The 14,888-nt window shown below is 44.8% G+C and carries 9 protein-coding genes; all 9 read right to left on the bottom strand.

Features of this window, described 5'->3' with window-relative positions:
* The 9 genes from DCO56_RS05635 to DCO56_RS05675 all read right to left on the bottom strand — a co-directional run bounded on the left by DCO56_RS05635 (position 1) and on the right by DCO56_RS05675 (position 14,808).
* The gene (locus tag DCO56_RS05635) at positions 1 to 1,644 is read right to left on the bottom strand and encodes a S41 family peptidase (protein ID WP_108632717.1); all 1,644 of its coding nucleotides are present in this window, start codon (positions 1,642 to 1,644) and stop codon (positions 1 to 3) included.
* A 24-nt stretch (positions 1,645 to 1,668) separates the two neighbouring features.
* A complete protein-coding gene (locus DCO56_RS05640) occupies positions 1,669 to 3,672 on the bottom strand; it encodes a TlpA family protein disulfide reductase (protein WP_108632718.1) in 2,004 nt (667 codons plus the stop codon).
* Positions 3,673 to 3,682: 10 nt separating this feature from the next.
* The gene (locus DCO56_RS05645) at positions 3,683 to 5,053 is read right to left on the bottom strand and encodes a RagB/SusD family nutrient uptake outer membrane protein (protein WP_108632719.1); all 1,371 of its coding nucleotides are present in this window, start codon (positions 5,051 to 5,053) and stop codon (positions 3,683 to 3,685) included.
* A gap of 11 nt (positions 5,054 to 5,064) precedes the next feature.
* Entirely contained in the window at positions 5,065 to 8,622 is a 3,558-nt protein-coding gene (locus DCO56_RS05650; RefSeq protein WP_108632720.1) for a SusC/RagA family TonB-linked outer membrane protein, read from the bottom strand.
* A 26-nt stretch (positions 8,623 to 8,648) separates the two neighbouring features.
* Complete coding sequence (locus DCO56_RS05655; protein ID WP_108632721.1) at positions 8,649 to 9,677, bottom strand: FecR family protein; 1,029 nt, start codon at positions 9,675 to 9,677, stop codon at positions 8,649 to 8,651.
* Positions 9,678 to 9,850: 173 nt separating this feature from the next.
* Positions 9,851 to 10,447, bottom strand: a complete 597-nt coding sequence (locus tag DCO56_RS05660) for an RNA polymerase sigma factor (RefSeq protein WP_108632722.1) — start codon at positions 10,445 to 10,447, stop codon at positions 9,851 to 9,853.
* 159 nt (positions 10,448 to 10,606) lie between these two features.
* Positions 10,607 to 13,792: a sensor histidine kinase gene (locus DCO56_RS05665; RefSeq protein ID WP_108632723.1), complete on the bottom strand. Its 3,186-nt coding sequence runs from the start codon at positions 13,790 to 13,792 to the stop codon at positions 10,607 to 10,609.
* A gap of 127 nt (positions 13,793 to 13,919) precedes the next feature.
* The gene (locus DCO56_RS05670; RefSeq protein WP_108632724.1) at positions 13,920 to 14,576 is read right to left on the bottom strand and encodes a hypothetical protein; all 657 of its coding nucleotides are present in this window, start codon (positions 14,574 to 14,576) and stop codon (positions 13,920 to 13,922) included.
* Between the two features lie 28 nt (positions 14,577 to 14,604).
* Complete coding sequence (locus tag DCO56_RS05675; RefSeq protein WP_108632725.1) at positions 14,605 to 14,808, bottom strand: hypothetical protein; 204 nt, start codon at positions 14,806 to 14,808, stop codon at positions 14,605 to 14,607.
* Positions 14,809 to 14,888: the final 80 nt, after the last annotated feature.

The raw sequence follows: 14,888 nt of genomic DNA on the forward strand, positions 1-14,888 counted from the left end.
TTATTTAGTTTTTATTTTATGCTGTTCTACGTTTTTTTGGGAAAGCTGTCCCACGGTTCCTGACTGTAACAATTGTTTATATAGATTTTCGTCACGAAGTACAGCTAAGGCTTGCTTAAAACTTTGGTTAGCTTCATTACGTACGCGGGCCTGGTAATCACCGTCTGTATATAATAGTGAACCCACTTGCGCCTTAAATTCAATATCAATGGCCGTATGTGCCCCAACCTGTTCTTCGGGCGGAACAGCCACAGCGAGTTTACGTGCAGCTCCAATCAGCTGCGAGTGAACTTCCCGGGGCACTTGAAAACGGGTATTGAAGGTAGGGAAGTCTGGATAAGCCTTAAGAAGAGCCTCACGATTTTGTTGTACAAACTCCAGACCTCCTTTGGCTACAATCCCATTGTTCATGAGCTGTGCCATCCACGTGCTATACTCATTTGTATCGATAGGCACAAAGCGGTCCGGCATAATCCCGCCACCGCCGTAGACAATTCTTTTGCTGGCAAGCGTTGTATATTTTAAGGAATCAGGAAAGGAACTATGTCCTTCTTCCAGCAATTCTTTGGATGCCATCCGGCGGTTAAAATCCTGAAAATAATCATCTTTCCCTTTGGTATATGGTTTCTGAATCGAACGTCCCGAGGGGGTATAGTAACGGGCACCAGTAAGCTGCATTTCCGAACCGTCAGATAGCGGAACGGGTTTCTGCATCAGCCCTTTTCCGAAACTGCGGCGGCCGATCACGACAGCACGATCCCAGTCCTGTAGCGCTCCGGTTACGATTTCACTGGATGAAGCGGTGGATTCATCAATCAGGACAACCAACTGACCGTCATAAAACTGACCGTAACCGCCTGTGAAGTAGTAATCCTTTCCGCCTTGGTTGGGTACTGAATAGAAGACTATTTTCTCTTTGGGCAAAAATTCGTCAACCACGCCAATAGCAGACTCCACATACCCACCGCCATTACTCTGCAGGTCAAGAATCAATTTTTTCATACCCTGCTCCTTAAGTTTTTTTAAGGCGGCGTCTATCTCCTGCCGGGTAGTCCGATTGAAAATCGTAAGCGCAATATAGCCGATTTCCTTATCCACCATATAACTTTCACGAACAGACTTCTCCAGTATATTTTCTCGAATAATGCGCACATTCTTCACATCCCTGCTTCCTGATGATAAAATCCCGAGCACCACGGGTATATCTTTTTCACCGCGCAATTTTTCCATAATCTCCCGATTGCCCCATTTTTTTCCGGCAATACTGTCGCCATCAATACGAAGGATCTGATCGCCAGCCCGTATTCCTGCACGCATGGCCGGGCCATCGGGATTGACTTTAGTGACAATGGTCTGGTCATTATTTTTTAGAAATTGAATGCCTATCCCGGCAAAGCTTCCACTCATGGCTACGCGCATTTGCTCTGCTTCCTCACGGCTTGTGTAACGCGAATGGGGATCTAAATCCGATATCATCGCTTTGATCGCTGCATCCACCAGATGTTCTTCATTGACCTGGTCCACATAATTCTGCTGAATAAGCTTCAATGCCTCCTCAAATTTATATTTTGGATTCATCTGTGCTTGTAAGGACAGACTCAGACCTACCATCCCTACGAGCAAGCTCGTTGCTTTCCTGTTCATATATTGTATAAATGATTTAATATTCTATTTTTCGTTTTTGAGGGTTTCGATGGCCAGGGACAGCTCGTCCATCAATTTACTCGGGCTTCCGGAGTAACCTCCGGAACAATAGCGCACACGACCGTCTTTCACGATGATCTTACGCGGAATGGACGAGTCCCCAAACAATGGAACCAATTGTTTGAATACCAGGTCCTGCTCATTGGTCTTTGGATTGACGGAATCGTGCAACAAATTGAAACGAAAGCCTTCTCCACGAACATAGTTTACCGATTTGCTCCTGTAATCTCCGGTCTGCATGGTTCCCAACATATAAACGGCTACATGGCTATCCCGGGCATATTTGTCTACCAGCAATTGCATCCCCGGAAACGCCATGATACAAGGCCGACACCACGTGGCCCAGAAATCCACCACAACGATCTTATCTTTCCAGTCTTCAGGTGTAATAAATAGTCCATCTGCAGTTTCCAGGCGGAAATCGGGCATAGGATGATTGACCCAATGATGATCCACATAGGCTTTCATTGCCGCTTTTTCTTCGTTGGATTTTAATCCCGCCAGATAAATTTGATACCCGCTTTCATCGCCGGCATGTTCTTTTACGTAAATTGCCCTGAGTTTATCAAACATGCGCGGTGTCATCGCATTGTACTTTGCAGTCATCTCCAATAAGGGCAACAATTGCTTGTCATCTCCCAAGCCCTCCAGCACCCGTAGATTGATCTCGTTCAGTTCAGCATTGTTGTATTTGCCATCTTCGGAGAGCAACAAGAAATATTTTCGGGCTTCCACATACTTTTTGAGGTCATTTAATAAGGAGATATGCGTGAAAAGGCGGTCATCCAAATTCTTAACCACATTGGAATCTGCCTGTGCCCTGTGGTCAAAATCTTCTTTGTATGAATTGTCGCCCCGGCGTGCAATCAATTTAGGCAGAATTGCCTCAGATACTTGATAAAGACTGTCTTTACCTACCATTTTAAACATGTAAGCACGCATGATGTTCCACCGCATCAGTTCATTTCCTGTACGGAAATCGACCTCATCGTAAAGCTTCGCGAACTTGTCAAACTGTTTCGATTCGAAATACGCCGTCCCCAGTCCACGGTACACCGTATAGTAGATGAATCCCTGACCATTGGGATGCTGGCGCCATTGTTGAACAGGAAAACGTCTCAAAAAATCCTCATACGAAGCGATTACGGCAGCCTTGTCCGGACTGCTTCCCAGGGTATTGCTATAGGCAATAAAACGTGCTGTCGCACCGCTCGGAAAGTCATTATTTACTCGTTTTTCAATCAATTGAGTCAATTCCTTATCCTGGAGACGGCTACTTGAAAATGAATAGAGTTGATTAAGAACTTGGTCCGATACATCTTTTTGTTTTAATCCATCCACAATCAATTTTTTGGCATAAGCCGGAAAAGCATCTCCCAAAGCCAGCTTCTGCAAGCTCATAAAAGGCTGAAAATAGCTGAGGTATTGTTTTCCGGATAAAGCATACTCATGCTCGGCCAGGCTCTTCAGATAATTAGCGGGCAACACTTTAGGTTGATTGGTATAATAAGAAAAGATTCCGCCGCCGGCTATTGTAGGCACCTGAAAAGCAGCCTCGCCCAGATAGGCGCCCGGTACTGCTTTCCCTTTTGCATCGCTCAGGGAGACTGCATAGCCTTGGTCCTGATTGTTGTCCAGTAGATCCGGATGGTCAAGTGTTCCCTGATAGAATTTTGCGGCGATAAAGGCTGTTGTTGCTTTTACCGGTACCGTTGCAATCCATAGGCCAGCCGCATTCTTTTGCAGCGGTACGCTGATCTGCCTCCATGCGTAATCTTCGAATAAATATAAGGCCGCCTGTATGTCATCACTAAATTCCAGGTCCTTGTCTTTGGCATCGTAGACCACTTGCACAAGCGCCGTTGTTGTGGGTTTCGTCGGTTTAAAGACAGTGCTGTCAAATCGAGGCTGCGCATATAACACAGCCTGGACAAACAACAGCACTAAAAAAATCGTCTGTTTTTTCATGTTCTATAAATTATCGAGGGTTCTGACCAATTTCTGGGTTGAGTGTTAGCACTTCCTGGTTAATCGGATACACCAACCGTGGGCTGGAAGCTGTTAGGGTATAGGTCTGTCCATTGAATGTCCGACTGACGGGTTTAAAATAAGAGCCATCCAAAGTAAGGCGGCGCATATCATACCAACGAAGGTCAGTACCCACAAATTCCCTACGCCTTTCATCGATGACCGACTGCAACAAGTCACCACTGACGTCTGCTGCTGTAAGGGCTACATATTTATCTGCTGCAAAACGCTTTTTTCGCAAAAGGTTTAGCAGCGCCACCACCTGAGCGCTGTTGTTCTGCCGTGCATATACTTCGGCACGGTTAAGCAGTATTTCGGGACTGCTCAAACCGACATAGGAGTTATTGGTGTAACCGCTGCTATTAAAAACCGGTTTCATATACTTGTATCCCTTATATGTGCCAGCATCATTTCCGATGAACAGTTTCAATCGAAGATCACCCTCCCTATATAAGGAAATAAGTTCCGGATTTAATGGTCCGAGAACATAACCGGCACTTACCTTGGAAAGCAGGACTTCCTTGTCGTCGATTAGACGCGGGAAGGTCACCTCTTTGGTATAATCCTCAAGATTATAGACTGTCGGGTCCAGTGCAAGGGCAAGATCAGCATATCTGCCAGATTCTTCAAAATTGCGCATCGTCAGGTATACTCTTGACAACAGCGCATAAGCCGCAATCTTGGAGGGATGGTAATTGAAAGTTGGATAATTGGATAAATTCTCCGTTGCCGTGCTCAGGTCTGTAATGATCTGCTCATAAATGCGAGCTAATGACACGCGGCTTAAATTCTGAAAGAGATCAGCAGTCAGCAGCAAAGGCAGTCCTTGCTGACCTTCGGCTTTTGTGGGATCATATATCGGGGCGTACTGATTGGCCAGCGCATAATAAGCAAATGCGCGGTGGACACGAGCTTCAGCTGCCACAGCCAGCTTTTGCGCGGTAGTTCCATTTTGGCTTTCCATGACTCCGCCGAGAATCTCATTGGCAATATAAATCTGTTTATACAGATTGTTCCAAGCGACGTCCTGCTGATTGTCGACGTAGAAATATGCATTCCAGATATAGGCCCGTTGGTAATTTTCTCCCCAGGCTGATGAAGCTGATAAAGCGACCTCCGGAGCGATATTATCACTTGTGATAAGCGGAAGCACATAAGAACTTTCAAAGTTACTTTTATTGTTGAGTAAGTACAGGTAATCGTCCGTTGTCTTTAGCGTACGTTTATCATATTGATCTACTTCCACAAATTTCCGGCAAGAAGATACGAAAAGCGTACCGGAAGCAATTAAGCTATAGAGGATAATATGTTTGATTTTCATAATTTCACAGATTAAAAGGACAGGTTTAGACTCATAAAATACGTTGGCGAAGGCGGAAGGTTTGAATAATTATTCAATGTCCGGTAGCTCGGATCTATACCGTCTTTATTTTTGCGCCAAATTAAGCCGAGATTACGCACGCTGGCATTTACATTGACCGATTTAAACGGCGTACGTTCCAGCATTTTAAATGGAAAATTATAGCCTAGATCAATCTGCTGTAACCGAATATTACTACCACTGATCACTAAAACATCCGAATTGGCGTAACGGGATAAGCTATTATACTGGTAGCCCGCTTTGCTTAATCCAGGTACATTCGTAAAAGCTTCATCCCCCGGTTGACGCCACCTTTTTGCTAGATCAGACTGGAGTCCAATAGCCCCTGAATAGGGAGCATAGTCCGGATAGTTTTGTACCGAAAGACGTCTGAATACGTGCCCCATTTCATAGGTGATGCGAACCCCCAAAGTAAAGTTGCGATAAGAAAATGTATTGAATAGTCCCCCGAAATAAGGAGGCGTGGTACGGCCCACTTTCACCAGGTCTTCGGGCGTGAGGGCTGTTGCCGGTGCATCGGCACTCACAATTTCGCCGTTTTGTTTATATATCTGCGAACGTCCCTGGTTATCCAGACCCGCCCAACGATAAGCATACATATAGTCAGTAGCATTTCCTACGATCGGAATAGTTCCGGTGATATAATCAAGCACACGGGTAGGGCTTTTAAAACGGGAATCCGTCACCTCATTGGTATTGTAGCCAAAATTGAATAATGTTTTCCATTCCACCTTCGACCGCAACCAGATGGCACTCATTCCCAAATCAATTCCATGCCCCTCCATAGTGGAGCTATTGAATTTCAGGCTTGTCCAGCCATAGGTCGGATTATATGGGAAATCGTAGATAATGTCGGAAGATTTCTTCGTGTAATAATCCAGGTTAAACTGTAGTCTATTATTCCAGATTCCGTAGTCTATCCCTACATTAAATGTTTTCACCTTTTCCCAGCTGATCTGACTGTTGGCAGGTGATGCGATTGTTGCCGTTACTTCATTTGTGATCAGATCGTTGCTTGTGTTGATTACGACAACTCTATTTGCTCCTGTCGGAAGCGTACCATTCACGCCATAGGTCATCCGGATACCTAATGCATCCGCCCATTTTGACTCCTTTAAAAAGTTCTCTTTTTTAGCGTCCCATTTTCCCCCTATTGACCAAAGCGGTTTGCCGCGCTTGCTGCGCGAGGCACCGACTAAGGTAAAATCATCAAACCTTATGCTTCCGGAAAGAACATATTTACCGTTAAATGCCGAAAATGCTCCATTGGAATAATATGAAAGTGCACGATTTCTATTTTTTGCAATGGAAGTATTAGAGCTGAAATAACTGTCCCACCCGTAAATTGTCTTGTAGCTTCCTCTGGGATTGATCACAGCAGAAGAATAGGTATCGGCATTAAAGCCCAAATAGGCATCTGTAGAGGAACGATAGCTATTCTGTTTCCATTCTGCCCCTGCCAGAAAATTCAGATTGTGCTCGCTGGCGGCACCCAGCGGCTTGTTGATATTCAGTTGTGTCCTAAATAAATACTGGGATCCATTGTAATTGCGGATGCCTAATCTCCCCCCCATGGGGTATCCATATACATAATTACCTTTATCGTTGAATGTAGTACCGATGTTGATCATATTCCGCTGACCATAGCTATTGACACCATCGATATTTTCCTGATTTTCCAGTTCGCGCTGCCATTGCCCCATGACCGAAAAGTCCGCCCAGCTCGTCAACTTGGTATTGATATCCATATGCATCCGTAGACGGTGGGACTGGTCATTATAACTCGCCGCATCAAGCTCTTCGATGGGGTTATAAGCCCAATCGAGATAGCCCTTTTTCTCAAAATCTTGCATTATTTCGGGTCTGAATTGAATATAACGACGGATATTATTTCCATTATCATCTTTCAACTGTTCGTAAGGAAGCAGACCACCGGAGCTAATATTTGACGATAACGCATTAATTGCTGCCGAATTACCAATGGAGTTTCCATAGTTATAAGTAATGCCGGTGGCGAGTTTTACCCGGTCGTTGAACAGCATATTGGTCAAATTGGCTGTTGTATTAAAGCTCTCTGCTTTATTGGCCCGGAATACAGGAACATCTTTATTATAATTGGCCGAGACAAAATAGGTATTCTTGTTGGCTCCGCCTGACACGGATAGATTATACTGCTGTGAAGTGGCCTTTTGTAAGAGATAGTCCTTGAGCTGACTCCGATTATCGGCGGCGGCAAGCCTTTCCAGAGCGGCATCACGCTCCTGTTCTGTTGCTGTACCCCGTTTTACACGAAAGATCCATTCGAGTGATTCGGAGTGCGGCTTACTGATATTAAATGGATCCCAGCTATTTTTTACGATATTGTCGGCTATAAAACCTTCTTCTACCAATTGCTTTTCGAGGTCAATATATTGCGCAGAAGACATGCGGTCCATTTTATTAAGGTCAGCCGGAGAAGCTATGCTCAGTGAGGTTCCAAAATTGACCGACGGTGCCGTATTTCTACCTTTTTTTGTTTCAATGACGATGACTCCATTCGCAGCTTTTGCTCCCCAGATGGAGGAGGCCGCGGCATCTTTCAATACCGTAATACTTTCAATATCGTTGGGATTGATGCGGCTTAAAATCGCACCGCCCGAGCTCTGTGTATTTCCTTTATCGGTCAAAGAAAAACGTGCATCCACTGTTTCCGCCATCGGGAATCCGTCAATAACAATCAAAGGATCTTTTGGTGTATCACTACCAAAGGTATTAACACCGCGGATCTTAATGGCATTGGTACGCGGATCTACGTATACGCCGGGGACCAGCCCCTGTATACGTTCCAGTATGTTGATGGACGGTGTTTCCTGAAGCTGTTTGGCAGTGACCCGACCAAAAGCCCCGGTTGCACGCTCTTTGGGCAAACTGGTATAACCCATCGAAACAACCTCCACATCATCCAATACATTGACCACCTGTTCCATCGTCACGTTGATCTGGTCGCTGCTACCGATTACGCGACGTTGTGGCTCCATGCCCATGTAGGAGAAAATAAGGGCATCGGCCGGATTTGTCAGTCGCAGGGTATAGCTACCATCACTACTTGTTGTTACCCCCGTACGCACAGCGTATCCGTCAGACATAACTGTAACACCAACTAATGGCGCTCCTTTACTGTCTTTCACCCTGCCGGAGATAATTTTCCAAAAACGTTCATCACCGTCGTTATCCTTCTTACCACGGCTATCACGAATAATGGTAAAATAATTGTTTTGCACGTACAGAAAGAGATAATTGTTTGGATACAATAATTCTTTCAATACGGATTCAACGGGTAGTCTTTTGTTTTTCGGGATATGTTCACTGTTGACAAAAGCGTCGCGAATAAGCCCTTCTTCATAAGAAAATTTGGTTCCATAGATGCGTGTTACCTCGCTAAGAGCCTGGCTGAGACTAGCCCTTTTTTGTGCAAAGCTACCTGTGGTACTCATCAGGCAGACGATAGGCACAAGAAGTTTAGTTTTCATAGATTTTGATTGATTAATACTTGTTTCTAGTTAGGTTTTATCACGATTTGTTTGTTTTTCACTTCAATGTTCACATTCATGGTATGTTTGATGACAAAGAGAATGTCATCAATTCCTTTTACTGGTATAACACCGGTAAATCTTTTGTGGAGCAGTGCCGAATCCTGAACAATAACCTGATAACCGTAATTATCTTCCAGTACACTGATAATATTGGCCAGGTCACTGTGTTCGATGCTAAGTTCGCCCCGAGTCCAAGATAGTGCCCGATTCACATCACTGTGGACGATTTGGTTTGCTTTTTCATTTTCATCATAGATGAACATCTCCCCAGGTGCCAGCAAACGATCCATCCCGTCCTTTCCCTGAACCCGTAGGCTACCTTCGAACAATGCCACTTCGATACGCCCACGACGGTCTTTTACATTAAACTTAGTCCCCAGCACAGTCAGCGAGAGGTCTCCCACATGCACCACAAAGAAATCATTCTCGCGCAGGCGATTTTTAATTGCGGTATGTTTTACCTCAAACATACCCTCGCCTTCAAACCATACTTCCCGGGGTTTGTCCGTTTTCCAGCCACGTACATAGGACAGGCTGGAATTACTGTTCAGTTTGATAATGGAAGCATCCGGAAGGGCAACTTCGCGTTGCTGGCCAAAGGCGGTGTTTGTCGCTTTAGGACCATACTGACTGATCTCATAGGTCAACATTGCAAAAAGTAACAGCGCAGCGGCTGAAGCAGTCCATCGCAGTATTTTCCGGATAACGCGTGTTTGCCTTTGTTTCTTTTCATATACCGGAATTTGTGCCATGATACCTGCCCAACGCTGATGACTACTCAAACCACTAGGGGCAAGTTCCTGCCCCTTGATCAGCAGTATCCACATCGTTGCGCGTTCCATCTCTGCAATCAAATCAGGAAAATGATCCCCCAGCTCAGACCAAAAATCGTTTTGAGGATCTCCATTTTGGAACGTCGTCTGCACAAAGTCTTCATCCGCAAAAAAGTCTGCTGCCTTAAAATCTTTATATTTAGCTAACCGAGAGTTCATACTGTTTTATATAGGTTACACCTCTCGACAAAATTTTACCCCAATAAATTTTATTTTTTTTAAAAAAATAGGCAATACCAGCTTGATCATCATAAAAACAGCGAAAGCACCATTTATGATCGTCTTATACTGGTTATTATTTATCAGAGAAAACTTGCCTGCAAGTGCGAGATTTAATTGTAACGTAACTGATTGAGTAAATGGAGCAACAGCAATAAACCAAACCTGCCAAAATGCTTCTTCAGGCTATCTAGCGCTCGGTAGTACAGTTTATAGGTATCCTTGGTGGACAACCCCATAATTTCTGCGATCTCCGGATAGGGCAATTCTTCAAAAAAACGGAGGTGGATAATCTCGCGCTGACGGGCAGTCATCTGCTGCAACGCTTGGTCAAGCCTGTCCCGGACCTCCAGGGCACGTTCTTGACGGATCATGCTGAGATCATGAGGAAGCTCAATGGTAAATGGCAAGTAATCGACAGAAGAACTGGTCATATCCGCCCGTCTGAGTGACTGTTCAATTTTCTTCACCAGTGTACGACGGAAGGCTTTATATAGGTAGTTTTTAACGGCGACATCCGAACTTAAATTGTCTTTGTTGCACCACAACTTGACAAATAGTTCCTGAATACTGTCTTCAATGATATCTTCATCCTGCGTAAACTTAAATCCATAATTGAACAACAGGCGATTATACCGTTCAAAAAGTATTTTGAACGAAGGTTCATGCCCTACTTGAAACATTTGCCAAATCTGTTGATCGGAGTTCATTTAGTAATGCGCGGTTTTTTGTTTTTCAGTTTAAGTAGATAAAATATTCATTCAAATCTACTAAAAAAAATTTTTCGACCTACACCACATAAGCGATTCTCCAGAAAACATGTAGCAGCTTACTGTTTCAGCATGCTGTTCATCTTTTTAGGACAAGTTCTATTGTACATTTTTCAGGAGGGGTAGCATCATCGAAACCTTGACCGTAAAATCTTCCTCCTGCGGGTTTTTGTCAATTTCGAGCCAAGCGGAGTTCGGCAATTTTTCGCTATTGATCATCCGCAGCCTATCCTCAACCCCCATTATACCGAAAGAGGCACTTTTAAAAGGATTTAAATTAGGTTTAGGAGCGAAATCAAAACCGACACCGTTGTCCATAATTTCAATACACAAATTATTATCCTTTTTAATGGCTTTTATACTGATCTTGCCCCTACGTCCACTCAGATGTCTGACACCATGATGCACCGCATTTTCGACCAGCGGCTGTATCAGCATCGAGGGGATCCTATAGCTGCTTTTGATCAGATCCTCATCGACATGTATCACATAGTCAAAAGTCTGCCCAAAACGTTCCTGCTCCAGTTCCAGATAGAGCTTCACCAATTGCAGTTCGGAAGCTATGCTAGCCATGGAAAACTGAGAGTTCTCCAATACGAGACGGCTTAACGTCGCAAATTTATGGATCAATTTGCTGGCATGGCGGGCATCATTTTCCACGACATAGGCCTCAATCGAGTTTAATATATTAAAGATAAAATGGGGATTCATCTGTGACCGAATTGCTTTCAGCTCACTTTCATATAGTTTTTGCCTAAACTCAGAAGCCAGTTTCTTTTCCTTTTCCACCTCCAGTACCTCTGCCTGTTCCCGGATCTTGATCTCATTTTGCTTCAACTCCTGTTGTAAGGTCAGACTGAACTCATGCTGCAGCCGATTTATTTTCTTCTGATGCGCAATTCCATAAAGCAGTATCAGGATTACGGCAAGGAAAATACAGGCGATCAAACCTATTTTAAACCAGAGCCCCTGATACCAGAGCAGCTTCACCGAAAGCGGAATAACCAGCTGATGCGTGGACCATTTTCCGTTCTGATCCTCCACCCGGAGAAAAAAGCGGTAATTGCCTCCGGGGACATTACTGTATACGGCCTCATGCCTGTCCTCGGCATCAATCCAGTCCCGATCAATCCCTTCGAGTTTATAGCTGAAGCGCAAATTTTTACCATTCATGATCTCCGCTGCGGAAAAAAGAAAAGAGAATGTATTTTCACGAGGCTGAAGCAAGATTCGCCCTGTCCTTAACCGATATGAATTATCGCGGTTAAGGATCTTGAATGCACTTATTATCGGTTTTATTTCCCGCCGGTTATCATTTAACGCTTTGATCGATCCCTTGATCAGCCCTTTATCCGTAGTCCATACTAAGTTATCGGAATCCAGGTAAAAGTCGTAAATATGGAAACGGTCAGGCGGTACAACCCCCTGCCCCGGATCAAGCTGGTCAAATGTTGAATACCCCGGATCGAAGATCGTCATTCCGTCCGGAGTCCGCATCCAGATCCGTCCTTTGAAATCATCTTTTAAAGCATAAGCATAAATACGGGGAAAACGGTTCCGGTCATTGACCTGTCGAAAACGCACATTGGCGGCCGATCCAGTGATCTGCCCGATCCCCTGCTGACTGCTGCTATACCAAAAATTGCGATCAGCATCCAGCAGAAATGAAAACACGGTATTTACGGCCAGGCTCGTAGGTGATTTTCCATGTTTAAAATGAATAAACTTCATACCGAGCTTGTCTTCAACCTTGACCGCACCAAAGCCGTCCATACCCATCCAGAGGGCGCCCGCGGCATCCTTTGCCAAAGTAATTATTTTATGGTCAATCAAGCCATTTGTTTTGTCATACCGTACGACGCTATTTGCCTGCATATCGTACCGATACAATCCATCGCTCCATGAGCCTATCCACAGTACCGGTCTTCCGCCCACCGTATCGGCGACGATACGATTACAGTCGGCATGTTCCAATCCGAAAGAGCTGCCGACGACCTTTAAAGGCCCGAGCGTCTTTTTTGTTGTATCGAACACGAATATACCTCGATCCAATGTGGAGATATAGATCCTGCCATCCAATGCCATCAGCTGGCTGACGCTCAGTTTAGCCAGGGGAAATACCGATATCCGGGTTCGGAAATCAGCCGAAAGCTGGCCGATCCCCCCCGCTGTCAGGTACCAGATGCTGTCATTGACCTTGATCAATCTATGGATGGGCTGCTGTCCACCGGAAATGAAATCCGTTATCTGATTTATTTCTTTTGAATAATAATAAAGGCCATTGTCGGAGCATATAAAATACCCCCGTCTGACCGGTACTATGCGATTGATCCTGTTCGGCTTTCCTGATCCATCAGGTACGTTTAAGTTCCAGTCCACTTCCTCGATATGCTTATCCTGTAGTCCATAGCGGTATAGTTTTCCATTTCTATGCGCTGCCAGTACGATATTCTCTTCCGGAAAAAAGGCGGCCTCATCGATATTGTTATCATAAAGTGATACATTGGGCCCCAGGCCGAGTACATCTTTTTGTTTAATTTCCCGGAGAGCAGGATCTACATGGATCAGGTTATAGTTATAATAGGATGCAAATATCTTGCCGCCGACATCACATACAGCCGTGACAGCATTTTCACCCAGATTGGCCAAGCCATAATGAACGATCTTCTTCGATCCGGGATCATAAGAAAACAGCCCGTGATAGCGCGTGCCGATCCACAGTAGCCCCTGTCGGTCTTTATGGATACGGAATATGGTCATACAAGCCTTTCTATCCAGTTTTATAACTGTGATATGCCCCGATGCCAAATCCAGCATCTGGAGATCTGTCTCCTGTCCGCCAAAGTAAACTTTGCCCGCTGATTCATGAACGGCATAGAGTTCATGTTTTACGAGTGCCCCCTGATTGACGCTGGCAGCATATTTCGTCCAGGCCAGATCCGATGGTTTGCTTCTGTCGTAGCACAGCAGTCCCCTGTTGTAGCTCGTGACCCATATTTTGTTGCCTTCACCGATACTGATGCTACTCAGGTCATAAGAAAAATCTCCTTTTTGGTCAAAACTGACCGGGTGGAATGTTTTCCCGTCAAAATAACAGAGGCCCCGCGCGGTGGCCATCCAGAGCAGGCCGTCCGGATCCGTTGCCGCATCCCTGATCTTATCGCTGGGCAGGCCTTCCCGGCTTGTGAAATGGCTGAAATTATAGATCCGCTGTGGCAATCGTTCTTGGGCAAATGCGATGAAAGCAGTTAGCAGCAAGTAAATAAAGACCACAATTCTAGCCATAACACAAGATTAAATACCAAACAACCTTCCCATGAGATTGATCATCACATTAAATTTTCATCAACAGGTTGTAAGCGATGACAGCTCCTTATAAATTTACGCTATTTTTTTGATTGCCATACCATTATCACTGTTCCTCTTTCAGGGCTGACTCTATGGCCTGGTTGTTATTTAAGTCAACACCCTTTCTTTTAAGGCTAGCCATAACTCCACCGGGAATTAATACATAGCGATAGTTCAAAAATGGGTTCAGAGTGCTCAAATTGGTTCCATCATGTGTAAAACGATAGATGATGATCTGATTGATCTTTGACACGAATGAAATGGTATTGGGTCTTCCTCCGACGGTAGAAGTGTAAGGCAGGGCAAATACTCCCCCTCCATAATCCATATAAACTAATATAGCACTACTCTTGAGGTAAATTTTTGTCAATCCATTTGCAGGGAGGTGGCCTAACCTGCAGGATGTAGCATCAATTACAGAATCCTTATTAACATCCTTGGCATATTGCCAGCCACTATAGATGACATTTGCCGCACCCGTAGCTCCCTTTAGATTAATCCCCGCTCCCCAGCCGGAAGCTGTTTTGGGTCCAAAAAGCTGATAGGTATCGGTTTTAAAATAGAAATCACCCACGGCACCGAGTGATACCGCAGGTATTGCGGTTCCGCTTAATATTTTCGTTCCTGCGGCACCGTTGGTTCCATTGGTACCATTTGTACCTGCGGCACCTCGAAACGAGGTAGCTGCCCCCCAGCCGGCATCAGTTTTGGGACCGTACATCTCAGAAGTATTTTTTCGGATATAATAGTCACCATTTTTCCAGTGTAGCGCCGGGAACAGTAGTCCCGCTAAAAATTGTTGCTCCGTCGGCACCTTTTTCCCCTTGCATACCGGTAGTGCCCTGATCACCTTTAGGCCCTTGCTGTCCCGGTTGACCGGTATCCCCTTTTTTACAGGAAAATAACATGATCAATCCCAGATTGACCATCGCTAATGTCTTTACTACGTTCATTGGTCTTATTTGTTTATAATTACTGTTCAAATATATTTCCTGTAGGACAAGGAAAAATCAACAATGTGTGAAACAGGTCA

Source organism: Sphingobacterium athyrii, assembly GCF_003071065.1.
Classification (GTDB): Bacteria; Bacteroidota; Bacteroidia; order Sphingobacteriales; family Sphingobacteriaceae; genus Sphingobacterium; species Sphingobacterium athyrii.

Bases quoted from the DNA above. Each gene is read 5' to 3' on its own strand.
- DCO56_RS05645 (WP_108632719.1), bottom strand. From the start codon at position 5,053: ATGAAAATCAAACATATTATCCTCTATAGCTTAATTGCTTCCGGTACG.
- DCO56_RS05665 (WP_108632723.1), bottom strand. From the start codon at position 13,792: ATGGCTAGAATTGTGGTCTTTATTTACTTGCTGCTAACTGCTTTCATC.
- DCO56_RS05655 (WP_108632721.1), bottom strand. From the start codon at position 9,677: ATGAACTCTCGGTTAGCTAAATATAAAGATTTTAAGGCAGCAGACTTT.
- DCO56_RS05650 (WP_108632720.1), bottom strand. From the start codon at position 8,622: ATGAAAACTAAACTTCTTGTGCCTATCGTCTGCCTGATGAGTACCACA.
- DCO56_RS05670 (WP_108632724.1), bottom strand. From the start codon at position 14,576: ATGTACGGTCCCAAAACTGATGCCGGCTGGGGGGCAGCTACCTCGTTT.
- DCO56_RS05675 (WP_108632725.1), bottom strand. From the start codon at position 14,808: ATGAACGTAGTAAAGACATTAGCGATGGTCAATCTGGGATTGATCATG.
- DCO56_RS05635 (WP_108632717.1), bottom strand. From the start codon at position 1,644: ATGAACAGGAAAGCAACGAGCTTGCTCGTAGGGATGGTAGGTCTGAGT.
- DCO56_RS05640 (WP_108632718.1), bottom strand. From the start codon at position 3,672: ATGAAAAAACAGACGATTTTTTTAGTGCTGTTGTTTGTCCAGGCTGTG.
- DCO56_RS05660 (WP_108632722.1), bottom strand. From the start codon at position 10,447: ATGAACTCCGATCAACAGATTTGGCAAATGTTTCAAGTAGGGCATGAA.